24 protein-coding genes are annotated in these 24268 nt (G+C 60.7%); 21 read left to right on the forward strand and 3 right to left on the reverse strand.

Features of this window, described 5'->3' with window-relative positions:
* The 15 genes from QVF59_RS06400 to QVF59_RS06470 form a co-directional block, all read left to right on the forward strand.
* Nucleotides 1–499 (forward strand): UDP binding domain-containing protein (locus QVF59_RS06400; protein ID WP_287877813.1); only part of this gene is annotated, 499 nt, incomplete at its 5' end.
* Nucleotides 500–571: 72 nt separating this feature from the next.
* On the forward strand, nucleotides 572–1636 hold the full coding sequence (locus tag QVF59_RS06405) for a Gfo/Idh/MocA family protein (RefSeq protein ID WP_287878161.1): 1065 nt from the start codon (nucleotides 572–574) through the stop codon (nucleotides 1634–1636).
* An 80-nt stretch (nucleotides 1637–1716) separates the two neighbouring features.
* Nucleotides 1717–2253, forward strand: a complete 537-nt coding sequence (locus QVF59_RS06410) for a DUF4337 domain-containing protein (RefSeq protein WP_159879842.1) — start codon at nucleotides 1717–1719, stop codon at nucleotides 2251–2253.
* Between the two features lie 21 nt (nucleotides 2254–2274).
* On the forward strand, nucleotides 2275–2844 hold the full coding sequence (locus QVF59_RS06415) for an acyltransferase (protein WP_045848837.1): 570 nt from the start codon (nucleotides 2275–2277) through the stop codon (nucleotides 2842–2844).
* 83 nt (nucleotides 2845–2927) lie between these two features.
* Nucleotides 2928–4025 (forward strand): DegT/DnrJ/EryC1/StrS family aminotransferase, encoded by a 1098-nt coding sequence (locus QVF59_RS06420; RefSeq protein WP_287878162.1) that lies wholly within the window; start codon nucleotides 2928–2930, stop codon nucleotides 4023–4025.
* Nucleotides 4026–4027: 2 nt separating this feature from the next.
* Complete coding sequence (locus QVF59_RS06425; RefSeq protein ID WP_205677461.1) at nucleotides 4028–5323, forward strand: lipopolysaccharide biosynthesis protein; 1296 nt, start codon at nucleotides 4028–4030, stop codon at nucleotides 5321–5323.
* The gene (locus tag QVF59_RS06430; protein WP_287878164.1) at nucleotides 5310–6536 is read left to right on the forward strand and encodes a DegT/DnrJ/EryC1/StrS family aminotransferase; all 1227 of its coding nucleotides are present in this window, start codon (nucleotides 5310–5312) and stop codon (nucleotides 6534–6536) included. Before QVF59_RS06425 ends, QVF59_RS06430 begins: the two co-directional genes overlap by 14 nt.
* On the forward strand, nucleotides 6533–7621 hold the full coding sequence (locus tag QVF59_RS06435) for a glycosyltransferase family 4 protein (RefSeq protein WP_287878167.1): 1089 nt from the start codon (nucleotides 6533–6535) through the stop codon (nucleotides 7619–7621). Before QVF59_RS06430 ends, QVF59_RS06435 begins: the two co-directional genes overlap by 4 nt.
* The gene (locus QVF59_RS06440; RefSeq protein ID WP_287878169.1) at nucleotides 7618–8715 is read left to right on the forward strand and encodes a glycosyltransferase family 4 protein; all 1098 of its coding nucleotides are present in this window, start codon (nucleotides 7618–7620) and stop codon (nucleotides 8713–8715) included. Before QVF59_RS06435 ends, QVF59_RS06440 begins: the two co-directional genes overlap by 4 nt.
* Before the next feature lie 11 nt (nucleotides 8716–8726).
* Nucleotides 8727–9419 (forward strand): DUF1345 domain-containing protein, encoded by a 693-nt coding sequence (locus QVF59_RS06445; protein ID WP_287878172.1) that lies wholly within the window; start codon nucleotides 8727–8729, stop codon nucleotides 9417–9419.
* A gap of 33 nt (nucleotides 9420–9452) precedes the next feature.
* Entirely contained in the window at nucleotides 9453–10682 is a 1230-nt protein-coding gene (locus tag QVF59_RS06450) for a glycosyltransferase family 4 protein (RefSeq protein WP_287878174.1), read from the forward strand.
* Between the two features lie 111 nt (nucleotides 10683–10793).
* Nucleotides 10794–11915 carry an acyltransferase family protein gene (locus tag QVF59_RS06455; RefSeq protein WP_287878175.1) on the forward strand — a complete coding sequence of 374 codons (1122 nt, stop codon included), beginning with the start codon at nucleotides 10794–10796 and terminating at the stop codon, nucleotides 11913–11915.
* Nucleotides 11916–12116: 201 nt separating this feature from the next.
* Nucleotides 12117–13280, forward strand: a complete 1164-nt coding sequence (locus tag QVF59_RS06460) for a DegT/DnrJ/EryC1/StrS family aminotransferase (protein WP_287878176.1) — start codon at nucleotides 12117–12119, stop codon at nucleotides 13278–13280.
* Nucleotides 13277–13954, forward strand: a complete 678-nt coding sequence (locus QVF59_RS06465) for a sugar transferase (protein WP_287878177.1) — start codon at nucleotides 13277–13279, stop codon at nucleotides 13952–13954. Before QVF59_RS06460 ends, QVF59_RS06465 begins: the two co-directional genes overlap by 4 nt.
* A gap of 22 nt (nucleotides 13955–13976) precedes the next feature.
* A complete protein-coding gene (locus QVF59_RS06470; protein WP_287878179.1) occupies nucleotides 13977–15860 on the forward strand; it encodes a polysaccharide biosynthesis protein in 1884 nt (627 codons plus the stop codon).
* Nucleotides 15861–15873: 13 nt separating this feature from the next.
* Here QVF59_RS06470 and QVF59_RS06475 read toward each other — a convergent pair whose 3' ends face one another.
* Complete coding sequence (locus QVF59_RS06475) at nucleotides 15874–17022, reverse strand: GGDEF domain-containing protein (protein ID WP_159879820.1); 1149 nt, start codon at nucleotides 17020–17022, stop codon at nucleotides 15874–15876.
* A 154-nt stretch (nucleotides 17023–17176) separates the two neighbouring features.
* Here QVF59_RS06475 and QVF59_RS06480 point away from each other — a divergent pair, with 154 nt between their 5' ends.
* From QVF59_RS06480 to QVF59_RS06505, 6 genes are all read left to right on the forward strand, one after another.
* Nucleotides 17177–18088, forward strand: a complete 912-nt coding sequence (locus QVF59_RS06480; protein WP_287878184.1) for a LysR family transcriptional regulator — start codon at nucleotides 17177–17179, stop codon at nucleotides 18086–18088.
* A 118-nt stretch (nucleotides 18089–18206) separates the two neighbouring features.
* On the forward strand, nucleotides 18207–18977 hold the full coding sequence (locus tag QVF59_RS06485) for a histidine phosphatase family protein (protein ID WP_287878186.1): 771 nt from the start codon (nucleotides 18207–18209) through the stop codon (nucleotides 18975–18977).
* 281 nt (nucleotides 18978–19258) lie between these two features.
* Nucleotides 19259–20659, forward strand: coding sequence for an aspartate ammonia-lyase (aspA, locus tag QVF59_RS06490; protein ID WP_287878188.1), 1401 nt, complete (start codon nucleotides 19259–19261; stop codon nucleotides 20657–20659).
* 140 nt (nucleotides 20660–20799) lie between these two features.
* Nucleotides 20800–21156: a hypothetical protein gene (locus QVF59_RS06495; RefSeq protein ID WP_287878189.1), complete on the forward strand. Its 357-nt coding sequence runs from the start codon at nucleotides 20800–20802 to the stop codon at nucleotides 21154–21156.
* Between the two features lie 75 nt (nucleotides 21157–21231).
* A complete protein-coding gene (locus QVF59_RS06500) occupies nucleotides 21232–21471 on the forward strand; it encodes a DUF2164 domain-containing protein (protein WP_287878192.1) in 240 nt (79 codons plus the stop codon).
* Between the two features lie 132 nt (nucleotides 21472–21603).
* Nucleotides 21604–22203 (forward strand): YdcF family protein, encoded by a 600-nt coding sequence (locus QVF59_RS06505; RefSeq protein WP_159879810.1) that lies wholly within the window; start codon nucleotides 21604–21606, stop codon nucleotides 22201–22203.
* A 75-nt stretch (nucleotides 22204–22278) separates the two neighbouring features.
* Here the strand turns inward: QVF59_RS06505 and QVF59_RS06510 are convergent, their stop codons facing one another.
* Both QVF59_RS06510 and ubiD read right to left on the reverse strand, forming a co-directional pair.
* The gene (locus QVF59_RS06510; protein ID WP_287878194.1) at nucleotides 22279–22638 is read right to left on the reverse strand and encodes a 50S ribosome-binding protein YggL; all 360 of its coding nucleotides are present in this window, start codon (nucleotides 22636–22638) and stop codon (nucleotides 22279–22281) included.
* 82 nt (nucleotides 22639–22720) lie between these two features.
* Entirely contained in the window at nucleotides 22721–24196 is a 1476-nt protein-coding gene (ubiD, locus tag QVF59_RS06515; RefSeq protein ID WP_287878196.1) for a 4-hydroxy-3-polyprenylbenzoate decarboxylase, read from the reverse strand.
* Between the last annotated feature and the right edge of the window lie 72 nt (nucleotides 24197–24268).

Consider the following 24268-nt stretch of genomic DNA (forward strand, 5'->3'; position numbering starts at 1 on the left):
TCACTGCATCCCGATCGACCCGTTCTACCTCACCTGGAAAGCGCGTGAATACGGCGTGAACACCCGTTTCATCGAACTGGCCGGTGAAGTCAACAGCGCCATGCCCGATTATGTGGTCGCGAAAGTGGCCGCTGCGCTGAACCTGCGCAAGAAGGCCATCAACGGCAGCCGCGTGCTGGTGCTGGGCATTGCCTACAAGAAGAACGTGGACGACATGCGCGAAAGCCCGTCGGTGTTCCTGATGGAAAAACTGCGCGACCTGGGCGCGGATGTGTCCTACAGCGACCCGCACGTGCCGGTGTTCCCGAAAATGCGCGAGCATCACTTCGCGCTGTCCAGCGTGGCGCTGGATGCGGCCACCATTGCCAGCTACGACTGCGTGTTGCTGGCCACCGACCATGACAAGTTCGACTATGCCCTGCTGAAGCAACACGCCCAGCTGATTGTCGACAGCCGTGGCAAGTATCTGGACCCCGCCGACCACATCGTCAAGGCCTGACCCTGACGGTATGACGCAAGCAGGCGACCCCGTGGTCGCCTTTTGCCGTTTAAGCACAGAACGGAACACACCATGAAAACCGTACATCACGCCCCGATTACCGACCGCAAGATCCGCTTCGCGCTGGTTGGCTGCGGCCGCATTGCCAACAACCATTTCGGTTCGCTGGAAAAACACGAAGACCGTGCCGAACTGGTGGATGTCTGTGACATCGACCCGGCTGCACTGCAAGCTGCGGTAGAGCGCACCGGCGCCCGTGGCCACAGCAACCTCACCGACATGCTGGCCGCCACCAATGCCGACATCATCGTGCTGACCACCCCGTCCGGCCTGCATCCGGCGCAAAGCATCGAATGTTCCGAAGCCGGTTTCCACGTGATGACGGAAAAGCCGATGGCCACCCGCTGGGAAGACGGCCTGGCCATGGTGAAAGCCGCCGACAAGGCCGGCAAGCGCATGTTCGTGGTCAAGCAGAACCGCCGCAACGACACCCTGCAACTGCTCAAGCGCGCGATGCAGGAAAAACGCTTTGGCCGCATCTACATGGTCAACGTCAACGTGTTCTGGACCCGTCCGCAAAGCTATTACGACCAGGGCGGCTGGCGCGGCACCTGGGAATTCGACGGTGGTGCCTTCATGAACCAGGCCAGCCACTATGTGGACCTGCTGGACTGGCTGATCGGCCCGGTGGAAAGCGTGCAGGCTTACACGGCCACGCTGGCGCGCAACATCGAAGTGGAAGACACCGGCACTGTCAGCGTCAAATGGCGTTCCGGCGCGCTGGGCAGCATGAACGTGACCATGCTCACCTACCCGAAGAACCTGGAAGGTTCCATCACCATCCTGGGTGAAAAGGGTTCGGTACGGGTGGGTGGTGTGGCGGTGAATGAAATCCAGCACTGGGAATTCGCCGAACCGCACGCCATGGACGACGAAATCAAGAACGCCAGCTATGCCACCACCAGCGTCTACGGTTTTGGTCACCCGCTGTACTACGACAACGTGATCAACGTGATGCAGGGCAAGGCCGAGCCGGAAACCGACGGCCGCGAAGGGCTGAAGTCGCTGGAACTGCTGATTGCCATGTATCTGTCGGCGCGCGATGGCCGTCGCATCAGCCTGCCGCTGGATTACTAAGCACCGCTCCAGGCATGTCCGGCGCGCGGCCATCCAGCCGGTGCGCCCGTTTCCCGATTACCGCATGACAAAGCAGGTTTATGGCTGAAGAAAAGAAAGACCCCTGGCTGAATTATTTGGCGCTCACCACTGTCATCCTGGCGGTGTGCGCCACGCTGTCCACCTTCAAGGGCGGCGGTTTTTCCACCCGCAGCGTGATCGCCCAGGCCCAGGCCTCGGACCAATGGGCCTACTATCAGGCCAAGGGCATCAAGGGCAATCTGTATGATGTGGAGCGTGAACGCTTGCAGTTCGAGCTGGACAGCCTGCCGGCCAACGCAACGACTACACAGCGCGAACACTATCAGGCCCAGCTGAAGAAAGTGGGCGACAAGGCTGCCCGCTATGCGGCCGAGCGCAAGGATATCGAAAAGACCGCCCGCAAACTGGAAGCCGAGCGCGATGCCGCCCAGCGTCAGGGCAAGCCGTTTGGCGTGGCGGTGATCTTCCTGCAAGTGGCCATCCTGATTTCCTCCATCGCCGGCCTGTTCAAGCGCAAGGCGGTGTGGCTGGCGGCACTGCCGGTTGGCCTGCTTGGCCTGGTGTATTTTGCCGATGGCTTTTTCCTGTTTTTCTGACCCCCGTCCGGAGGCCCGCCCATGACCCAATACACCGTACATCCCACCGCCATTGTTGATGAAGGCGCACAAATCGGTGCCGACACCCGCATCTGGCACTGGGTGCATATCTGCGGCGGCGCCAGCATTGGCGAGCGCTGCTCCTTCGGCCAGAACGTGTTTGTCGGCAATGACGTAGAGATCGGCAACAACGTCAAGATCCAGAACAACGTGTCCATCTACGATGCCGTTACGCTGGAAGACGACGTGTTCTGCGGGCCGTCCATGGTGTTCACCAATGTCAACAATCCGCGCAGCCATGTCAGCCGCAAGGATGAATACCGCCGTACCGTGGTGAAGCGCGGCGCCTCCATCGGTGCCAACGCCACCATCGTTTGCGGCCATCAGGTGGGCGAATATGCCTTTATCGGTGCCGGCGCGGTGGTAACCCGCGACGTTCCGGCCTATGCGCTGATGGTGGGCACCCCGGCCAAGCGTATCGGCTGGATGTGCGCCTGTGGCGAACGTCTGCCCAATGACATCGGCACCCATGCCTGCCCGGCCTGCGACAGCTTTTACCAGATTGGCGGCAATCACTGCACTCCGGCCTGAACCGGACCAGCCTGCACCGCCTGAAACCATACAACCCCGACGGCTGCCCGCACGGCAGCCCGGCCCCAGCAAGGAATCGAGCCATGAGCATCCAGTTCATCGACCTCAAAGCGCAGTACCAGCATCTGAAAGCCGACATCGACGCCCGCATCCACGCGGTGCTGGATCACGGCCAGTACATCATGGGGCCGGAAGTCAAGGAAGTAGAACAGCAACTGGCCGCCTACACTGGCGTCAAGCATGCCATCGGCGTGTGTGACGGCACCAAGGCGCTGCTGATTGCGCTGATGGCGCTGGGTGTGGGCCGTGGCGACGAAGTCATCACCACGCCGTTTACCTTCATCGCCACCGGCGAAATGATTGCCCTGCTGGGTGCCACCCCGGTGTTTGTCGACATCGACCCCATCAGCTACAACCTGGACCCGGCGCTGCTGGAAGCCGCCATCACCCCGCGTACCAAGGCCATCATGCCGGTCAGCCTGTACGGCCAGTGCGCGGACTTCAGCGCCATCAACGCCATTGCCGACAAGCACGGCATTGCGGTGATCGAGGACGGCGCACAAAGCTTTGGTGCCAGCCAGCACGGCAAGAAATCCGGCAACCTGTCCACCATCGGCTGCACCAGCTTCTTCCCCAGCAAGCCGCTGGGCTGCTATGGCGACGGCGGTGCCTGCTTTACCAATGACGACGAACTGGCGAAGAAAATGCGCGAAATCCGCGTGCACGGTCAGGACCGTCGCTACCACCACCCGGTGATCGGCCTGAACGGCCGTCTGGATACCATCCAGGCCGCGGTGCTGCTGGCCAAGCTGCCCAGCTTTGCCGACGAAGTGGCTGCGCGTGAGCGCATTGGTGCCCGCTACAGCGCGCTGCTGCAGGACGTGGCCCGCGTGCCGGTGATCGGCGCGGGCAATACCCACGTTTACGCGCAGTACACCATCGAGGTGGACAATCGCGAAGCGGTACAGAAAGCCCTGCAGGAACTGGGCGTGCCCACCGCCGTGCATTACCCGATTCCGCTGCACCTGCAACCGGCCTTTGCCCATCTGGGCCAGGGCGAAGGCAGCTTCCCGCTGGCCGAAGCCGCCGGCAAGCGCGTGATGAGCCTGCCGATGCACCCCTTCCTGGATGAAGCCACCCAGGATGCCATCGTCGCTGCGGTGAAAAAGGCACTGGGCTGAGCGTGCTGGCCAAACTCAAGGCCAGGCTGGGGCAGGGCGGCTTTGCCCGCAATGTCGCCACCCTGGCTGGCGGCGCTGCCGTGGCGCAGTTTCTGCCGGTATTGTTCACCCCGCTGCTCACCCGGCTGTACAGCCCGGCCGACTTTGGCGTGCTGACGCAGTTTGTCGCCTGGCTGTCCAATCTGGTGGTGATTGCCACCTGGCGCTACGACATGGCAGTGGTGCTGCCGGAAGAAGAGAGCGACGCCATGCGCCTGATGGTGCTGGCGCTGCTGTTCAACACTCTGCTGCTGGCGGTGCTGAGCATTCCGCTGCTGGCCGCCGGACCGTGGATTGCCGCCGGGCTGCATGCCCCGGCCATGGCCCCGTGGCTGCCCTTGCTGCCGCTGGGCATCTGGGTGGCGGCCAATAACCAGATCTGGACCAACTGGAACAACCGCCAGCGCCGCTACAGCGCCAATGCGCAGGGCCGCATGGGCCAATCCGCCGCCATGGTGACGGTGCAACTGGCAGCAGGCTTTGGCAAGCTGGGTGCGCTGGGTCTGCTGCTGGCACAAATTTCTGGCCAGACCGCCTCCTGGCTGCTGCAAGCGCGGCAAGACTGGCGCGCACTGCCGCAGTGGCTGCGTACCGCCCGTTCCGGTGGCATGGGCCGTATCCTGCGCCGCTATCGTGAATTCCCGCTGGTCAACACCCCGCATGCCTTTGTAGTGGCCTTGCAGGATTCCTTGATGGTCCAGTTGTTGGGCATGCTGGCCACCGCCGAACTGATGGGCCATTACGGCCTGGTGGTGCGGGTGCTGAAACTACCCGCCGCCTTGTTGGGGCAAGCCGTGTCGCAAGTGCTGTACCGCGATCTGGCCGAAGCCCATGCCAAGGGCCACAGCCTGCGGCCCTTGCTGAAAAAGGCGCTGCTGGTGCTGTCCGCGCTGGCGATTGTGCCCTTTCTCATCATCATGGCCTGGGGCGGGCCGCTGTTTGCCTTTGCCTTTGGCGAACAATGGCGCGATGCCGGCCAGATTGCCGCCACATTGACGCCGTCCTTCTTCTGCATGTTCCTGGCTGCGCCTTGCTTCATGGTGCCCATGGTGCTGTCGCGCCAGCGCCAGTCGCTGCTGTTTGCCCTGCTGGGTGTGGTGGTGAACCTGGGCTCGCTGGGCGTGGTGTACTGGGCGGGGGAGAATGCCCATCAGGTATTCCGTCTGCTGTCGGTGACGGTTTCCATCTATTACATCATCTACATGGTCTGGGTATTCCGGCTGTGTCGCCAACTGGAGCAAGACCATGCTCACGGCTAATTCACTGACCCTGTGCGATTACCTGTCCGCCTTGCCCGGCATGCTGCGTGGCCGAGTCTTCCAGCGTGCCGCGTTGCGGCGCGAGCTGGCAGCCTGCTTTGGCGTGGACGAGGCGCGCATCGGCCTGTACGACACCGGCCGTGCCGCGCTGCGCGTACTGTTACAGCAACACGGAATCGGGGCTGGGGACGAGGTGATTGTCCCGGCCTATACCTGCGTGGTGGTGCCTAACCAGATCCCGGCGCTCTCGGCCACGCTGCGTTTTGTCGATGTCTCTGCCGATACCCTAAATTTTGACTGGAAGGTGCTGGCCGCCGCCATCGGTCCGGCCACCCGCGCCGTCATTGTGCCGCACAATTACGGCTTGCCGTGCCGGGTGCCGGAGGCGCTGCGCGCTGCCCATCCGCAAGTGAAGTTCATCGATGATGCCGCCCACGGTTTTGCCAGCCAGCTGGATGGCCAATGGCTGGGCAGCTATCACGACGGGGCTTTCTTCAGTTTTGAATATTCCAAGAACCTGACTGGCGGCATCGGCGGCCTGGCCATCTTTCCGGCTGGCATGGCCGCGCCGCAGCAAGACTGGCCGGAGCTGAGTTGCGCCGATGAATGGCGCTTGCTGGCCACGCTCAAAGCCCATCTGCTGAGCGCACGCTGGCCGCTGCTGGGCCGCATCACCATGGCCATCAACCGTCGTATGGGCCTGATTTACCGCTCGGCCGATGCCGAAGTGACACAAGGCATGCCGCACCCGGTGCGCGCCATGCCGCTGCTGTCCAGCGTACTGGTACGCCGCCAGCTGGCGCATCTGCCCGCCACGCTGGCGCACAAGCAGGCATTGGCGCAGCGTTACCAACAGGCACTGGCGGCACTGCCGTCCATCACCCAATGGACAGTGCCTGCCGGTGCTGCGTGCCACTGGGTGCGTTACCCGTTTGCACTGTCCCGCCCGGTGGCGGACAAGGCCGCGCTGGCGCGACGCTTGAGTCAGGCCAGCGGGCTGAATATCGGCGTGTGGTTTGATGATGTGATCCATCCGGCCGGTTCCTTCCGCCATGGCTATGTGGCCGGTAGTGCGCCGCAGGGCGAGCGGCTGGCAGCCACGGTGCTGAACCTGCCGATGAATATTGCGCTGGCCGACAACACCGCCCTAGCGCACAAACTGGACCAGCTGCTGGCGGAACTGCGCCGCATCGAGAAAGAAAATATCCAATGAAGCTGTTGTTGATCGGTTCGGCCTCGGTACACACCTGGCGTTACCTGGCCGGTATCGCCCCGCATGTGGACGAAATCTGGCTGGCCTGCAATGGCGAAGTCCCTGCCGACAAGCGTCCGGCCAATCTCAAGGGCGAGCTGCGCCTGGACTTTGGCCTGAAGGCACTGGGCAGCGCAGGCACATTGCGTCGCTGGATAGCACAGATCCAGCCGGATCTTGTCCATGTGCATCAGGCCAATAGCGTGGCCTGGCATGCGCGCCGGGCGCTGAGTGGCAGCCGTGTGCCAATGGTACTGACCGCCTGGGGCTCGGACGTGCTGCTGCTGCCGGACAGTAACCGGCTGATGCGGCAGATGGTGAGCGCCAATCTGCGTGCCGCGACGGCCATTACCTCGGATTCGCTGTACATGGCAGCGAAAATCCGCCAGTTGGCAGGGGATAACTGCCGTATCGACGTGCTGAACTTCGGTATGGACGCGCTGCCGGCGCAGCCTGATATCGCGGCCAAGGCCAACAAGGTGCTGTCCTGCCGTCTGCACAAGCCGCTCTATCGCATTGACGCCATCCTGCATGCCTGGCAGCAGGTGGAAGCCAGCGGCCGTTACCCGGACTGGAGCCTCACCGTGGCCGCCAGTGGCGAGTCCACCGACAGCCTGAAAGCCCTGGCCAGCCGCCTGCAACTGCAAAGGGTGGAGTTCACCGGTTTCGTGTCAGCCGCCGTGCTGGGCGCGCTGTACCAGGAGTCGCGCCTGTTTGTCAGCGTGCCGCGCTCGGACGCCACCAGCATCAGCCTGCTGGAAGCCATGGGGCACGGTTGCCTGCCGGTACTGTCCAATCTGCCGGCCAATGGCGAATGGGTGATCGACGGCCTCAACGGCCTGATTGCCGAAGACATTGCCCGGCTGGCCGACAGCCTGCTGTCCGGCATGGACTGGGCGGCGGATAATGCCCGCCTGGCGCAGGCGGTGCAGCTCAACCGCCAGCTGGTGGCCCAAAAAGCCCTGCATCACAGCAATATGCAGCACTTTGCTGATCTCTATGCCAGCCTGCTGTCCGGGCCGGCACACAAGGATTCTGTCGCATGAAAGTAGCTCATCTCACGTCAGCCCATCCCCGTCACGACATCCGCATTTTCATCAAGGAATGCACCACACTGGCCGCAGCCGGTCACGAGGTGACCCTGATCGTGGCCGATGGTCTGGGCGAGGAAATCCGCAACGGGGTGCGCTTTCACGATGTCGGCCCCAAGACCGGCGGCCGCTTTGCCCGCATGACCGGCACCACCAGCCGGGTATACCAGGCGGCGCTGGCGCTGCGCCCGGACATCGTGCATTTTCACGACCCGGAGCTGATTCCCGCTGCTGTGCGGCTGAAGCAGGCTGGTATCAAGGTGATTTACGACGTGCACGAAGACATGCCGCGCCAGATTCTGGCCAAGCACTGGATTCCCGGTGCCATCCGTCCTCTGGTGTCCGGCAGCTTTGAAACAGTGGAAGACTGGGCGGCCAAACGTTTTGACGCGGTGGTGACGTCCACGCCGCACATCCGCAACCGTTTTGCCAAGCTGGGCGGGCGGGTGCTGGACGTGTGCAATTTCCCCATTCTGGAAGAGCTGGTACGCGATACGCCGTGGGACAGCCGCAAGAACGAGGTGTGCTATATCGGTGGCATCAGCCGTATTCGCGGTATCGAACCCATCGTGGCCGCGCTGCCGGATACTTCCACCCGGCTGAATCTGGCCGGCATCTGGAGCGAGAGCGACCTGCGCGCCAAGCTGGAAGCACAAGCCGGCTGGGCAAGGGTGAATGATCTGGGCGTGCTGGACCGCAAGGGCGTGGCCCAGGTGCTGGCGCAAAGCAAGATCGGCCTGGTGACGCTGTTTCCCACTCCCAATTACGTGGATGCGCTGCCAATCAAGCTGTTCGAATACATGGCAGCTGGCATGCCGGTGATTGCCAGTGATTTCCCGGTATGGCGCGAAATCGTCGATGACGCCGGCTGCGGCGTGCTGGTTGACCCGCAAGACCCGCAAGCCATTGCCGCTGCCATCAACAGCCTGATGGCGGATGAAGACCGCATGCGCCAACTGGGCGAGGCGGGCAAGCAGGCGGTGCTGCAAAAATATAGCTGGGCGGCAGAAGGCCGCAAGCTGGTGGATCTCTACGCCCAACTCGCCTGAGGCAGACAAATATGGACAAACCCATCCGTCACCATCACGGCCCGCTGGCCCGGCTGATCCACATCCTGCGTACCCGGCCCCGCTTGTTGTCTGCCATCGTGTTTGGCCTCTGCATGGCGCAGGCGCTGACCATGTTTACCTCGATGCGCACCCTCACCGCCTATGTGATTGGCTGGAATGCCGGAGCCGGTCTGTATCTGCTGCTGGCACTACATATGATGCATGGGGCTGATGCCGAACGGATCCGCCATCGTGCGGCGCGGCAGGACGAGGGCGAAATGGCCATCCTGATGCTGGTGGTGCTGGCGGCCATTGTCTGCCTGCTGTCCATCGTGGCCGAGCTGTCGGTGGCGAAAGATCTGCACGGTGGTAGCCGTGGCCTGCATATCGGCCTGTCGGTGCTCACCATCTTTAGCAGCTGGTTGTTCACCCAGGTGATGTTTGCCCTGCATTACGCCCACCAGTACTACGTGGCGCTGTTCCGCTATGGCAAGCCGGGACTGGAATTCCCGGGGGACGAAGAACCCAATTACAGCGATTTCTTTTACTTTGCCGCCGTCATCGGCACCTCGGGTCAGACGGCCGACATCAGTTTCAGCTCACGGGCCATGCGCCGCATCGGCTCCGTGCATTGCATCCTGTCCTTCCTGTTCAACACCACCGTGCTGGCGATGATGATCAATATCGCCGCCGGTCTGTTCTGAACGGCGGGCACTTAAATCCGGAAAAGCAGCAGCGTGCGCATTCTCTACATCAATCATTACGCGGGCAGTCCGCGCCACGGCATGGAATTCCGCCCCTATTACCTGGCGCGCGAATGGGTCAAGGCCGGCCACGAAGTCAATATGCTGGCGGCAGACACCTCGCATCTGCGGCAGACCAATCCGCAGCTGTCCTCCAAGTATCAGGACGAAGACATCGACGGCATCCGCTACACCTGGTGCAAGACCCCGGCCTATCCGGGCAACGGCCTCAAGCGGGTGATCAACATCTTCAGCTTCCTGGGCAAGGTGATGGGCCTGTCCGGGCGCTATCTGAAGGAGTGGAAGCCGGACGTGGTGATTGCCTCCTCCACCTATCCGCTGGATACCATCCCCGCCGCCTTCATCGCCGGCAAGACCGGGGCGCGGCTGGTGTATGAAGTGCATGATTTGTGGCCGCTGACACCGGTGGAAGTGGGCGGGATGTCGCGCTCCCACCCCTTCATCCGCCTGATGCAGTGGGCCGAGGATTTCGGCTATCGCAAGGCGGATACCGTCATCTCCATGCTGCCCTGCGCGCGTGACTACATGATGGAACATGGCATGGCGGCGGAAAAATACCATGTCGTTCCTAACGGCGTGGACGTGGCCGAGTGGCAGGGCGCTGACACGCCGCTACCAGCCGAGCACCTGGCCGCGCTGGCCAAACTCAAGGCCGACAAGCGCTTTCTGATTGGCTACGCCGGTGGCCACGGCCTGGCCAATGCGCTGGACTTCCTGCTGGAAGCCGCCGCCCGGCTGCAAGATACGTCAGCCAGCTTTGTGCTGGTGGGCGATGGCCCGGACAAGGCCGCGCTGGTGGAGAAGGCTGCCGCAATGGGGCTGACCAATGTGCAGTTTTTGCCCAGCATTCCCAAGCGCGCCGTACCGGCCTTTCTGGCAGAAATGGACAGCCTGTTCATCGGCTGGCGCAAGCTGCCCATCTACCGCTTCGGCATCAATCCCAACAAGCTGTTCGACTACCTGATGGCGGGCAAGCCGGTGATCCACTCGGTGGAAGCAGGCAATGACATGGTCAAGGACGCCGGGGCCGGTTTCAGCGTGGGCGCGGAAGACCCGGCAGCCATTGCCGAGGCAGTACGCCGCATGCTGGCCACCACGCCCAACGAGCGCGGCCGCATGGGCGCAGCCGGACGGCAATATGTGCTGGCCCATCACGACTATCGCGTGCTGGCACAGCGCTTTCTGCAAGCGGTGCTGCGCTGAGTGCGACAAGGGTGAAAAAGTCGTGCAAACCTGTACTAACGGCGAGGATAATAGCGGTTTTTCCCTTTATGGCCCGCGTATTGCTAGCGCAGGCAACAGGTGATGACTGCAATGAGTAGCAGCAAGCAGCATGTGCGTTTTGATTTTGCCGATGGCCTGCGTGGCGTGGCCATCCTGTGTGTGATCCTGTTTCATTTCACCCAAACCTTCTGGCAGCATCGCGAGCGCATCAGCGACATCCTGAATATGGACCCGCTGGAAGGCTACGCCGGGGCGTCTTTTGTATTGCCCTTTAATCTGGGCGCGGTGGGGGTGGGGCTGTTCCTGCTGATTTCCGGCTTGCTGATTCCCTTGTCGCTCACCCGCATGGGTGGGTTGCGCTTTGCCGTGTCGCGGGTGTTCCGCATTTATCCCACCTACTGGGCCGGGCTGGCGGTGACACTGATTGCCTTGTGGATTGCCGCCTGGCTGGCGGATAACGACTTCGACATCACCCGGCGCGATGTCATCGGCCATGTCAGCATTGCCTTTCAGGACATGCTGGGCGGACGCAATATCGACCCGGTGATGTGGACGCTCAAGGTGGAGCTGTGGTTCTACGCTTTGCTGGGGACAGCGTTTGCACTCACCGGCAAACGCATCAAGTGGGCCATCTGGCTGCTGCTGCCGCTGGTGGCCATGCTGTGCCGTGGCCCGAATGCGCAAGGCCTGCACGGCCAGCTGGCGCATTTCTGGGCCTATGACCAGTATTTCCTGTCCTCGGTGGTGTGTTATTTCCCGCTGATGTTTGCCGGTTGCTGGTGTTATTTTTACCTCACCGGGCAGGCCGGAGCAGTGGAAACCGTGCTGCATTTTGTCGGCCTGCTGGCGCTGTTTGTGTGGGTGACCAACTGGCCATCGCCAGAGCTGTACGGCAGCTACGCCATCGGCATCAGCCTGTTCGTGCTGGGTGTGCTGCGTCCGGCACTGTGGAGCAGCCCGTGGCTGGCACGCGTGGCCGCCGTCAGCTATGCCTGGTATGTCTGTCATTCCAATGCCGGCTATGTGCTGATGGAAGTGCTGGCTATGTACAATCTGCCGTGGTGGCTGCTGGTGGCCGCCGCCACCGTGCTGACCTGGTGTCTGGCACTGGCCATCAACCGCTGGGTGGAACTGCCCACGCAGAAGCTGGGCAAGCGCGCCGCCGATGCGCTGAAAGAGGAACCGGCCACGGATAATCTGGCGCGCCAGTAAGCGCAGCTGACAAAAACCCTGCTGCTGCGTTGCGCCGCCTTGCCGTACTGATTGTACTGTCTGCGGCGGCGCGCCTTGCCCCAGGGCCGCTACGCTATTTTGTTAGCCGCTCTCAGCGCCGCTGACAAGACCGAATACGCGACTGGCAGCCATGCGTCGGCTGCCAGCCATGAACAACGACGCCTATTGAAGATGACGAAAATGAGCGAACAGAAATTCCTGCCCTTTGCCCTGCCGGATATCGGCGAAGACGAAATCAATGAAGTGGTCGATGCCCTGCGTTCCGGCTGGGTGACCACCGGCCCCAAGACCAAGCAATTCGAGGCCGACTTTGCTGCTTTCATTGGCGAAGGCGTGGAAGCGATTGCGGTGAACTCCGCCACCGCCGGCCTGCATCTGGCGCTGGAAGCCATCGGCATCCAGCCGGGTGACGAAGTAATTGTCCCCAGCTACACCTTTACTGCCACGGCCGAAGTGGTGCGCTATCTGGGTGCGGACCCGGTGGTGGTGGATGTAGACCCGGCCACTTTCAATATCAGTCCGGCTGCCATCCGTGCCGCCATCACCCCGAAGACCCGCGCCATCATGCCGGTGCATTTTGCCGGCCTGGCTTGCGAGATGGACGAAATCATCGCCATCGCGCGTGAGCACGGCCTGAAAGTGGTGGAAGACGCTGCGCATGCCCTGCCGACCACCTACAAGGGCAAGCTGGTGGGCACGCTGGATTCGGACGTCACCGTGTTCAGCTTCTACGCCAACAAGACCATGACCACCGGCGAAGGCGGCATGGTGGTATCGAAGAACAAGGACATCATTGCCCGCTGCAAGATCATGCGTCTGCATGGCATCAGCCGGGATGCCTTCGACCGCTATGTGTCCAAGACCCCGGCCTGGTATTACGAAGTGATCGCCCCCGGCTTCAAATACAATATGCCGGACACCGCCGCTGCCATGGGCATCCACCAGCTGAAGAAGATTGTCGCCTTCCGCGAAAAGCGCGAAGTCATGGCCCAGCGTTTCGACCGCGAACTGGCCGACTTGCCCTTGATTCTGCCGGCCCGCCCCGCCCATGCCGGGGACCGTCATGCCTGGCACCTCTACCCGGTGCGCATCAAGCCGGAAGCCGGCATCAGCCGTGACGACTTCATCCTGCGCATGGCGGAAAAGGGCATTGGCTGCTCGGTGCACTTCATTCCGCTGCATCGCCAGCCGGTATGGCGCGATGGCTATCAGCTGGACCGTGCCGCCTTCCCGGTGGCGGATGCCGCCTTCGAGGCCGAAGTCACCCTGCCGCTGTACACCCGCATGAACGAGGACGATCAGACCCGCGTGATTGTCGCCATGCGTGAGATTCTGGGCGCATGAGTCAGCACAAGCCGTTAGCGCCGGGTGAAGGCCCGGCCTTGTTACCACCGTGCTGCCGTCCGCCGGGTGCCGGCTCGGCACTGCTCAAGCGCCTGTTCGACCTGATTGCCGCCAGCATCGGCCTGCTGCTGCTGGCCGGGCCGCTGCTGCTGGTGGCGCTGTGGATCAAGCTCGATTCCCCCGGCCCGGTGTTTTTCCGCCAGGTGCGGGTAGGGCGCGGCGGCATGCTGTTTCGCATCCACAAATTCCGCACCATGCAGGTGAATACCGAAGTACAGGGCCAGCTGACCGTGGGGGCGGACAGCCGCGTCACCGGTGCCGGGCGCTTTTTGCGCAAGAGCAAGCTGGACGAACTGCCGCAGTTGCTGGACGTGCTGTTCGGCGACATGAGCCTGGTGGGCCCGCGCCCGGAAGTGCCCAAGTACGTGGCGCACTACCCGGAAGAAGTGAAAGACATCGTGCTGTCGGTGCGCCCCGGCATTACCGACTGGGCCTCCATCCGCATGATTGATGAAAACGAGATCCTGGGCCGCGCGGCGGACCCGGAACGTGCTTATATCGAACAGATTCTGCCGGAAAAACTGGGCTATTACCTGCGCTATGCGCAAACCCACAGCCTGCTGGAAGATATCCGCATCATCTTCGCCACCTTGCTGAAAATCGTGCTGCGCTGATGGCCGTGAAAGTCGATTCGACATGCTAGACAAACTGCTGACCTTTTCCCGTCACAACAAGATGGCGCTGCTGGCGCTGATGGATGCGCTGCTGCTGCCGCTGGCCCTGTGGAGCGCCGTGGTGTTGCGCCTGGGCGGCTACTGGGACCCGAAGCTGGACCCGTATCTGTGGATCTTCATCGTGCCGCCGCTGTGGGTGATTCCCATCTTCGTCAAGCTGGGGCTGTACCGTGCGGTGCTGAAGTATCTGGACGACAAGATTGTCTACACCGTGTTCACCGGGGTCAGCCTGGCGGTGCTGGTGCTGACGGCGGTGATCGTGATGGCGCGCATTGCACCGTTCCCGCGTTCGTCCATCATCATTTTCTGGATGTTCGCCATGGCCTATATCGGCGGCAGCCGCTTTGTGCTGCGCGGCCTGGTGCGGCGGATCGATTCAGTAGATGCCCCGCGTGAACACGTCATCATCTACGGTGCCGGTCAGGCCGGGGTGCAGCTGATGCTGGCCTTGCAGGCTGGCAAGGAATACCGGCCGATGGCCTTTGTCGATGACAATCCGGAAAGCTGGCGGCGTACCTACCGCGGCCTGACCGTGCATGCGCCGGAAGATTTGCCGCTGCTGATCGAGGAAACCACCGCCAGTTGCATCCTGCTGGCCATGCCTTCGGTCAGCCGTGGTCGGCAGCGTGAAATCCTGGAGTCGCTGGAACACCTGCGCATTCCTATCAAGCGTCTGCCGGGTATGGCTGACCTGGTATCGGGTGAAGCGCGGGTGGAAGAACTCAAGGAAGTGGAAATCGAAGACCTGCTGGGTCGTGACCCGGTACCGCCACGTCCCGAACTGCTGGCCCGCAACATCCAGGGCCGGGTGGTGATGGTGACCGGTGCGGGCGGCTCCATCGGCTCCGAGCTGGTACGGCAGATCGCGCGCAACAATCCGGCGCGCATCGTGCTGTTCGAGCTGACCGAATTTGCCCTGTACGCCATCGATCAGGAACTGTCGCAACTGGCACCGGATATCCCGCGCACGCCGGTGCTCGGCTCGGTCACCGACTATGCCCGCCTGTGCCAGATCATGCGTACCTTCCAGGTGGAAACCGTGTATCACGCCGCCGCTTACAAGCATGTGCCGATGGTGGAGCACAATCCGGTGGCCGGCATCGTCAACAATGCCTTTGGTACCGATACCACTGCGCGCGCGGCAGAAGACTGCGGCGTGGATACCTTCGTGCTGATTTCCACCGACAAGGCGGTACGCCCCACCAATGTGATGGGTGCCACCAAGCGGCTGGCCGAACTCACCTTGCAGGGCCGTCACGCCAGCGGCAGCAACACCCGTTTTGTCATGGTGCGTTTTGGCAATGTGCTGGGCAGCTCCGGTTCGGTGGTGCCCCTGTTCAAGAAGCAGATCAAGGCCGGCGGACCGGTTACGGTCACCCACCCGGACATCACCCGTTACTTCATGACCATTCCGGAAGCGGCCCAACTGGTGATTCAGGCCGGGGCGATGGGCGAGGGCGGTGATGTATTTGTGCTGGACATGGGCGAGCCGGTGAAAATTGCCGAACTGGCGCGGCGCATGGTGCATCTGTCCGGGCTGGAAGTGCGTGATGACAAGCACCCGGGTGGCGATATCGAGATCCGCTTCTCCGGCTTGCGACCGGGCGAGAAGCTGTACGAAGAGCTGCTGATCGGCGACAACGTACTGGCCACCGACCATCCGCGCATCCTGCGGGCACAGGAATACCATCTGCCGGCAGAGGAACTGCAGCACTTCCTGCAACAGCTGGACGAAGCCTGCCACGCGCTCGATGGCGCACAGGCATTCGCGCTGATGCAGCAAGTGGTGCATGAATTCCGCGCCGCCCCTGCAACCCAGGACTGGGTAGTGCTGCAACAGGGTTGAAGCGATTGGCCGCCTAGCGGCTGATTACCTGGTTCCGTCCTTGCTGTTTGGCCTGATACATGCGCGCATCGGCCAGCTCCACCAACTGGCGGCGCGCATTGCATTTGTCTGCCAGTCGCTCTGCCAGGCCGATGCTGGCGGTCAGCGGTGTACCGTCCGGGCGTTGACCCAGACCGTTGTTACGCAGGCGTTCCAAGGCAATCTCACCCTGAAGCCGGTCGGTATTGGGCATCAGCAGCAGAAACTCTTCTCCACCCCAGCGCACCAGTACGTCGCCCCGCCGCATATTCAGCTGGATCTGCTGCACCAGCTGCTTGAGAGTCTTGTCGCCAGCGGCATGACCAAAGGCATCGTTAATGCTCTTGAAGTGATCCAGATCGATGAAGGCAATTGCCAGTGGCAGCTGGTTTCTTTCGGCATTCACCAGTTGCAGCTCCAGCATTTCGATACCGCTGCGGCGTGAAAAGGCTGCCGTGAGCGGGTCGCGAATGGTCTGTCCTACCAGGGCGATGATAAAGGCCAGCTGGCTGATACTGGCCAGCGATGAAACCGCCGCCAGCAGCGACAGCAACCAGAATTCACCACCGAATGATGGCCAACTGGCAACCGACCAGTCCAATATCCAGGCCAGTGCATAAGCCAGCAGCACCGGCATGGCAAAGGCCAGGCTTTCCAGCAGGGTAAGGGGGAAGATGGCAATGGCAGCCAGCAGCACAAAAGGCAGGAAGGCATAGCCGGTCCCCACTGCGGCAGATACGCCTTCCAGGTGGTACTGTGTCATCAGCATGTGTGAGCCGATGTAGAACAGGGTAGGGATGGCAAACAGCATGGCCATGCCCTGATAGGCCGGCTTCAGCCGCCCATCCTGCGGATACCACACCACCAGTGCGGCAAAGGCGACGGTGGAGAGCAGACGCAGGGTAGCCAGCCTTTCCCACAACCCCGCCGGCAGGGCAAGCACGTCTACCACGATCCACAGCGGGGTAAGCACCGCAAACAACAGGGCAAACAGCCGGACGCGATTAACCAGCATCAGCGCACGGCGCTGCTGCAGCAAGGGCATGTGTTGATGAGGACTGATCAGCCAGCTGGTTTCATCGCTGGCAATTTCGCCGGGCAACAGGCCTAGGACCCGTCGCCAGATAGTGTGTGTGATTCTCATTGTCGGACAAGTTTTTCGTTTGCAGCATTGTAGGGGCAATGTGCGGTGCAACATTGTAAAATATCAAATCCTGCCAAAATTGACTGCGAATGCTCTGAATAGTTGGCTGAATTTAAAGAATAATTAACAGCAACAGACTTGGGAGTTAATCAGAATGGAAACCCGCTGGCTGGAGGACTTTCTGGTTCTGGCTGATACCGGTAGTTTTACCCGTTCCGCCGAGGTTCGTCACCTTACTCAGCCGGCATTTTCACGGCGTATAAAATCGCTGGAAAGCTGGTTTGGTGCCGACCTGATTGATCGCACCACTTATCCGACCAAGCTGACAGCGGCAGGCGAATTGCTGCGGGAGCAGGCGGTGCAGATGCTGGCACAGATCAACAGTACCCGGGCCCAGTTGCGCGGCTTGCAGCCCTTGCCGGCAGGTACCCTCAGCCTTGCCGTACCACATACCTTGTCGTTTTCCTTCTTCCCCAAATGGCTCACCCGGATCGAGCAGGGCTTTGGCCCGCTGTCCTGCCGCTTGCAGGCCAGCAATGTGCATGATGCCTTGCTGGCATTTGTTGAGGGCGGCTGCGATTTGCTGATGTGCTATCACCACCCGAAGCAACCGGTGGAACTGACCGATCCGCGCTACAGCGGACTCAGGTTGGGGGTGGAAACATTGCGTCCCTATGTCCGCAGCAATCCTGACCACAGCCCTAGCCATGCCTTGCCCGGCAGCGCCGCGCAGCCGCTGCCTTTCCTCGGCTATGCCAGCAATGCCTACTTCCGCCTGATGACCGACCTGATTCTTGAAGCCGCACCTGCTCCCACCTTCCTGTCGCTGCGTTATGAAACGGATATGGCGGAGGGGCTGAAAAACATGGTGCTGGAAGGACATGGCGTGGCATTTCTACCTACCGGCTCGGTACAGAACGAGCTGCGTACCAAACAACTGGTATTGGCTGCAGCGCAAGGCTGGAGCGTGGACATGGAAGTACGCCTGTATCGCGACAACAAACGCAGCCGTCCCGAACTGGATGCTTTCTGGGATTACCTGGTCGCCAGTACACAACCGGTGTAGCAAGCAGGTCAGATTCGGAGCAATCTTTGCAAATTGTAGACGATTGCCTGCTGTTACTTGCGTGCCGATTTTCTAGCATGGCCTCTCGCTAAGGTTCACCACGGCAGAGGGGGTAGTAATGAAGTACGGCAAAATTGTGCAATGGATGGTGTGTTGTCTGGTCATGCATACCGGCCAGCTGGCGGTTGCGGCCGACAGCCCGGTGGTGGATGTGTATTTATTGCGTCATGGTAAAACCATGTTCAATACCACCAGTCAGGTGCAGGGCTGGTCTGATACTCCGTTAACGGCAGAGGGTATCAAGGGGGCTGAAGAGGCTGGCAGGGGCTTGGCCGCTACCCACTTCATCGCCGTCTATAGCAGCGATCTGGGGCGCGCGCGCGCCACGGCCAGGATAGTGCTGGCGCAGGGAAAGCAGGGCATGCTGCCGGTGCAGGAGGATGAGCGCTTTCGGGAATGGAGTTACGGCAGCTTTGAAGGCAGACCAGATGTGGAGATGTGGACGCCTTTATTCCGTCAGCAGGGGATGATCTTTGATCCGCAGTGGGGAAACTGGGGCGCGTTCACAAGCAAGATGAGTGACCGGGCCATTGCGCAGGCTATTCATGACGCAGACCCGCGCGGCTGGGCGGAAACCTATCCGCAGATCGAGTCGCGGCTGCGTGCCGGCATGCAAGATGTAGTAAGCAAGGCCTTGGCGACTGGCGGTGGCAAAGTATTGGTTGTCAGCCATGGTGGTGCCATTCTTACCATTCTGGACCTGCTGGTAGCAGGGCAGGCCAAGGGAGTGGATATTCCCAATAGCAGTATCACGGTGTTGCGCTATCAGAAGGGGCAGTATCACCTACTCAAGGCGGGGGATCTGGGCTACCTGCATTCTCCATTCTGAGTCCAGGCGTGGTTGGCGGCAGTGCTGCGGATGCTGCCGCAATCGATGAGCTGATATCCAGGCCAGTCCCCACGGTTTCAACTGGCTCATCCTGCATGCCAGTGCCGCTTGGACAGCCAGGCTAGCGTCATCCCAGTGTTCAGAAAACCAGGTACTTTCATGGTTATGCAAAATTTGCATGATGTGATTGCGAATCGGAATTAGCCAAGCCACCTCCTGCCGGCCTACAGTCTGCCCCCATCACTCCGCATGGGCGGGGACTACTGACAAAGGCTTGCTGCATGTCCACCCGTATCGAACACGACCTGCTTGGCGATCGCGCCGTCCCGGCTGCGGCATACTGGGGTGTCCACACCCTGCGGGCAGTGGAGAACTTTCCCATCACTGGCCAAACCATCTCCAGCTATGGCGACCTGATCATCGCCCTGGCGCAGATCAAGAAAGCAGCTGCCCAGGCTAACCGTGATCTTGGTCTCTTGGATGATGTGCGTGCCCAGGCTATTGTCGATGCTTGCGACGAGCTGGTGGATGGTAAGTTGCACGACCAGTTCGTGGTGGATGTGATTCAGGGTGGTGCTGGTACGTCCACCAATATGAATGCCAACGAAGTCATCGCCAACCGTGCACTGGAAATCCTCGGCCACGTCAAGGGCGAGTACGACAAGCTGCATCCCAATGAACACGTCAACATGGGGCAGAGCACCAACGACGTGTACCCTACCGCCTTGCGCCTGGCCACCTACTGGGGCGTGCTGCGCCTGCAGCGCACCATGTTCGTGTTGCGAGAAGCCTTTGCCGCCAAGGCAGAAGAATTCAAGAACGTACTGAAGATGGGCCGTACCCAGCTGCAGGATGCCGTGCCGATGACGCTGGGTCAGGAATTCCAGACCTATGCGGTGATGCTGGGCGAGGACGAACAGCGCCTGAGCGAGGCCCGCGCCCTGATGCTGGAAATCAATCTGGGTGCCACCGCCATCGGCACCGGCATTAACGCTCACCCGGACTATGCACGGCTGGTGTGTCTACACCTTTCGGAACTGACCGGCCTCAAGCTGATGACGGCACCCAACCTGATCGAAGCCACCCAGGATTGTGGTGCATTCGTGCAGCTGTCCGGCGTGCTCAAACGCGTGGCAGTCAAACTGTCCAAAACCTGCAACGACTTGCGCCTGCTGTCATCCGGTCCGCGCGCCGGCATTGGCGACATCAATCTGCCGGCCCGTCAGGCTGGCTCATCCATCATGCCGGGCAAGGTCAATCCGGTGATTCCGGAAGTGGTCAACCAGGTAGCTTTCGAGGTGATCGGCAACGACATGACCATCACCATGGCTGCCGAGGGCGGCCAGCTGCAGCTCAATGCCTTCGAACCAGTGATTGCCTACAGCATGTTCCGCAGCGTGCGTCATCTGGCCAACGCCTGCAGCACGCTGACCGAGCATTGCGTCAAAGGCATCACAGCCAATGAAGCCAAGTTGCGTAGCGACGTACTCAATTCCATCGGTCTGGTGACCGCACTCAACCCCATCATCGGCTACGCCGCCGCCACTGCTGTGGCTGCCGAGGCGCATGCCACCGGTGGCAGTGTCTACGATATCGTGCTGGAGCGCGGGCTGATGCAGCGTGCCCAGCTGGACGAAGCCCTGCTGCCCGAAGCTTTGACACAGCCACGCTGGCTGTCATAACCGTGTTCTGCTGTCGGTACTTGTCCGGTACCGACTTTCCTGTGTTGGCCGGGTAGCTTACCCGGCCATTTTTTTATTGCTTGTGCCAGTCAGGGACTGGATGTATAAGCTTATTGTGCAATGCACAATGGAGCTTGATCATGATACAGGCACTGATCTGGTGGCTGGAAAACAGCCCGCGCTGGCTGAGCTGCCTTGCCGAGCATGGCCGTAGTCAGCAAGAAGTACTGCGCTCGTCCGCCTTTCACTCCGGCCATGTGTGGTGTAGTCAGGCGGCTTTGCCCGACAAGCTGACCCGGCTGGTCCGCCGGGCGGGGGCCGATACCATCACGTTGCTACATGGCAATGGCCAGACCCAGCTGGCGCTATACCGCCAGCTGCCAGCACCAACCCACGACCCCTGTCAGCTTTACCAGACTGGACAGCGTTTGCAACAGCGCACCGGCCAGCATTTATTGCAAGGTCTGGTGGATATCGGACGCGCACTTTTGCGCTAGAGCCGGACAATCGCCTTTGCAGCAGGCCTTGCCGCAAGGCACAATGCCGGGCTTCATTCGGATGAAAGCCCAGCCATGCCCACCCAGTCCATGCTCAGTCAGCAGCAATTACAACAATTGGCACCTGCTCTGCAGCAATACCTGTCCAGTGAATTGCAAGTGGATGTCGGGGCATTTGACGCCCAGTTCCTGCTCGACTTTGTGGCGGCGCAGATTGGCCGGCAGATTTATAACCAGGCGCTGGAAGATGCACAGCAGGCACTCAGTCAGCGCATGGAGTCACTGCAGGCGGCAATCTGGGATCTGGAAAAGTAATCTAGCTGCCGATTTCTTGCTCGACCGACTACCAGTCATGCCAGCAGGGTGAACCGTCAGTGGCTGCCATCTGTCCGTCAACAGGGTTACAATCGGGTTTTTCCTCTTCCTGCTGCCATTGGCCATTGCTTCATGCTTTATCTGCGTCTGATGCTCAAAGGTTTCCTGCTGGCCGTGCTGATGGTATTGCTCGGCTTTGGCTACATGGCCTGGACCATTGTGCATTATGCAGACGAGCCAGCCAGCACACCGGCCGATGCCGCGCTGGTACTGGGGGCCGCTGCCTGGGGCAGCAAGCCTTCACCGGTTTTGCGTGAGCGTATCAATCATGCGGTGACACTCTACAAACAGGGGAGGGTGCGCTGGATCGTGTTTACTGGTGGTACGCCGGAGCCGGGTTATCCAACCGAGGCCGATGTCGGCCGCGAGTTCGCCTTGCGCCAGGGCGTACCGATGACAGCCATGCTGGTGGAAAACGAATCCCGTACTACATGGCAGAACCTGGAAAATGCCGGCAAGCTGGCAGGTCCTTTCGGGATACATTCTTTTTTGCTGGTCAGCGACCCGCTGCACATGCGCCGTGCGGTGTTGATGGCGCATGATCTGGGCTTGGCCGCTGCGCCGGCACCTACCCAGTCCAGCCGTTATGTCAGCTGGAGCAACAAGATAAAATTTCTCGCCAGAGAGACCTGGTTATATGTCGGTTACCGGGTATTTCGCAAGCTGTCCTGAGCCCGCGATAAAAGTGCGCTGCAATGAAAAAAACCGGCTTTTAAGCCGGTTCTTTTCTATAGGGTGGCAGCGAAATTACACCGAGTGCCACAAATCGATCAGGTCACCCGCTTCAACATCGGAAACTTCACTGCGTGCTTGTAGCCAGGCTACCAGTTTGGCGCGGATTTCTTCGGTAATGGCTACTTCGCCCACCGGGAATACCACGCCTTCCAGGCGGCTCTTGCCATCGAAATGGCCGCCAAAGCTGATGGCTGCTTCATCAATGCAGTTCAGCCAGTCATCCAGCAGACTGTCGGTATTGACATTGGCTGCAACGGTGGCAATCAAGTGGAAGCCAAGCTCGCGGTATTCACCCACGCGCATTTTCTTGCGTTGGCGATGGTTCAGGCGCTTCAGGCGCTGGGTGGAATTGGGGTTGTGCAGATCAGACATGAATGCTCCAGATACGAATTGACGCCGCGATGATAACAGGCATTGCCGGCCGGCAGGAAAATAGCCGGCCCGGCAAGGTCACTTACAGTCCGAGTTGCGCCCACAGGGCATCCACCCTGGTCTTGACGGCATCATCCATTACGATGGGGACACCCCATTCGCGATTGGTTTCGCCCGGCATCTTGTTGGTGGCATCCAGCCCCATCTTGCCGCCCAGACCGGAAACCGGGCTGGCAAAGTCCAGATAATCAATCGGGGTATGCTCGATCAGAGTGGTATCGCGTACCGGATCCATGCGGGTGGTAATGGCCCACATCACTTCCTTCCAGTCGCGGCAGTCCACGTCATCATCCACCACGATGATGAACTTGGTGTACATGAACTGGCGCAGGAAGCTCCAGCAACCCATCATCACCCGCTTGGCGTGGCCAGGATATTGCTTCTTGATACTGATTACCGCCATGCGATAACTGCAGCCTTCCGGCGGCAGATAGAAGTCGACGATCTCCGGAAACTGCTTTTGCAGAATGGGCACAAATACTTCGTTCAGTGCCACGCCCAGCACCGCAGGCTCGTCCGGTGGTTTGCCGGTATAGGTACTGTGATAGATCGGATTCTCACGCATGGTGATGCGGTCGATGGTGAATACCGGGAAGTGATCCTGCTCGTTGTAATAGCCGGTATGGTCGCCATACGGGCCTTCCAGTGCCATGTCATCGGGATGGATATGGCCTTCCAGAACAATCTCGGCCCGTGCCGGTACTTGCAAGTCAGAGCCGATGCACTTCACCAACTCGGTACGACTGCCGCGTAGCAGGCCGGCAAACTGGTATTCCGACAAGGTATCGGGCACCGGGGTGACTGCGCCCAGAATGGTGGCCGGATCGCAGCCGAGCACCACGGCTACCGGGTAGGGCTGGTCCGGGTGCTGCTGGCGGAATTCACGGTAGTCCAGCGCGCCACCACGGTGGGCCAGCCAGCGCATGATGACGCGGTTCTTGCCTATCACCTGCTGGCGGTAGATGCCCAGATTCTGTCGTTTCTTGTTGGGACCGCGGGTCACCGTCAGGCCCCAGGTAATCAGCGGGGCAACATCGCCCGGCCAGCAGTGCTGGATAGGTAGCCGTGACAGATCAACCTGCTCGCCTTCCCACACGATCTGCTGGCAAGCTGCCTTGCTGACCACCTTGGGTGCCATCGACAGCACCTGTTTGAGCAGCGGCAGCTTGTCCCAGGCTTCACGCAAGCCCTTGGGCGGTTCCGGCTCTTTCAGATAGGCCAGCGTCTTGCCGATTTCCCGCAGTTGCATGACATCGCTGGCCCCCATTCCCATGGCTACCCGCTTGGGTGTGCCAAACAGATTGGCCAGTACCGGCATGCTGTATGACTGGGTATCTTGCCGGGGGTGCGTGAACAGCAGAGCCGGGCCAGCAGCTTTCAGCACCCGGTCGCCGATCTCGGTCATTTCCAGATAAGGAGACACCGGTATATCGATTCTTTTCAATTCACCTTGCTGTTCCAATTGAGCAACAAAGTCCCGCAGGTCGGCATATTTCATGACTGTTTCATGATCTTAAGCAAAGTTTTGACCGGGAGGTTTGGTTAACCTCCGCTTGAACGTCGCAAGCTA

The sequence above is a fragment of the Aquitalea sp. genome (genome assembly GCF_030150775.1).
In the GTDB taxonomy this organism is placed as follows: domain Bacteria; phylum Pseudomonadota; class Gammaproteobacteria; order Burkholderiales; family Chromobacteriaceae; genus Aquitalea; species Aquitalea denitrificans.

What these genes read in the sequence shown, in the direction of transcription:
- QVF59_RS06510 (WP_287878194.1), bottom strand. Translation starts at nt 22,638, where the DNA reads ATGTCTGATCTGCACAACCCCAATTCCACCCAGCGCCTGAAGCGCCTG.
- QVF59_RS06455 (WP_287878175.1), top strand. Translation starts at nt 10,794, where the DNA reads ATGAGTAGCAGCAAGCAGCATGTGCGTTTTGATTTTGCCGATGGCCTG.
- QVF59_RS06500 (WP_287878192.1), top strand. Translation starts at nt 21,232, where the DNA reads ATGCCCACCCAGTCCATGCTCAGTCAGCAGCAATTACAACAATTGGCA.
- QVF59_RS06405 (WP_287878161.1), top strand. Translation starts at nt 572, where the DNA reads ATGAAAACCGTACATCACGCCCCGATTACCGACCGCAAGATCCGCTTC.
- QVF59_RS06475 (WP_159879820.1), bottom strand. Translation starts at nt 17,022, where the DNA reads ATGAGAATCACACACACTATCTGGCGACGGGTCCTAGGCCTGTTGCCC.
- QVF59_RS06420 (WP_287878162.1), top strand. Translation starts at nt 2,928, where the DNA reads ATGAGCATCCAGTTCATCGACCTCAAAGCGCAGTACCAGCATCTGAAA.
- QVF59_RS06435 (WP_287878167.1), top strand. Translation starts at nt 6,533, where the DNA reads ATGAAGCTGTTGTTGATCGGTTCGGCCTCGGTACACACCTGGCGTTAC.
- QVF59_RS06480 (WP_287878184.1), top strand. Translation starts at nt 17,177, where the DNA reads ATGGAAACCCGCTGGCTGGAGGACTTTCTGGTTCTGGCTGATACCGGT.
- aspA (WP_287878188.1), top strand. Translation starts at nt 19,259, where the DNA reads ATGTCCACCCGTATCGAACACGACCTGCTTGGCGATCGCGCCGTCCCG.
- QVF59_RS06505 (WP_159879810.1), top strand. Translation starts at nt 21,604, where the DNA reads ATGCTTTATCTGCGTCTGATGCTCAAAGGTTTCCTGCTGGCCGTGCTG.
- QVF59_RS06495 (WP_287878189.1), top strand. Translation starts at nt 20,800, where the DNA reads ATGATACAGGCACTGATCTGGTGGCTGGAAAACAGCCCGCGCTGGCTG.
- QVF59_RS06485 (WP_287878186.1), top strand. Translation starts at nt 18,207, where the DNA reads ATGAAGTACGGCAAAATTGTGCAATGGATGGTGTGTTGTCTGGTCATG.
- QVF59_RS06410 (WP_159879842.1), top strand. Translation starts at nt 1,717, where the DNA reads ATGGCTGAAGAAAAGAAAGACCCCTGGCTGAATTATTTGGCGCTCACC.
- QVF59_RS06440 (WP_287878169.1), top strand. Translation starts at nt 7,618, where the DNA reads ATGAAAGTAGCTCATCTCACGTCAGCCCATCCCCGTCACGACATCCGC.
- ubiD (WP_287878196.1), bottom strand. Translation starts at nt 24,196, where the DNA reads ATGAAATATGCCGACCTGCGGGACTTTGTTGCTCAATTGGAACAGCAA.
- QVF59_RS06430 (WP_287878164.1), top strand. Translation starts at nt 5,310, where the DNA reads ATGCTCACGGCTAATTCACTGACCCTGTGCGATTACCTGTCCGCCTTG.
- QVF59_RS06460 (WP_287878176.1), top strand. Translation starts at nt 12,117, where the DNA reads ATGAGCGAACAGAAATTCCTGCCCTTTGCCCTGCCGGATATCGGCGAA.
- QVF59_RS06470 (WP_287878179.1), top strand. Translation starts at nt 13,977, where the DNA reads ATGCTAGACAAACTGCTGACCTTTTCCCGTCACAACAAGATGGCGCTG.
- QVF59_RS06415 (WP_045848837.1), top strand. Translation starts at nt 2,275, where the DNA reads ATGACCCAATACACCGTACATCCCACCGCCATTGTTGATGAAGGCGCA.
- QVF59_RS06445 (WP_287878172.1), top strand. Translation starts at nt 8,727, where the DNA reads ATGGACAAACCCATCCGTCACCATCACGGCCCGCTGGCCCGGCTGATC.
- QVF59_RS06465 (WP_287878177.1), top strand. Translation starts at nt 13,277, where the DNA reads ATGAGTCAGCACAAGCCGTTAGCGCCGGGTGAAGGCCCGGCCTTGTTA.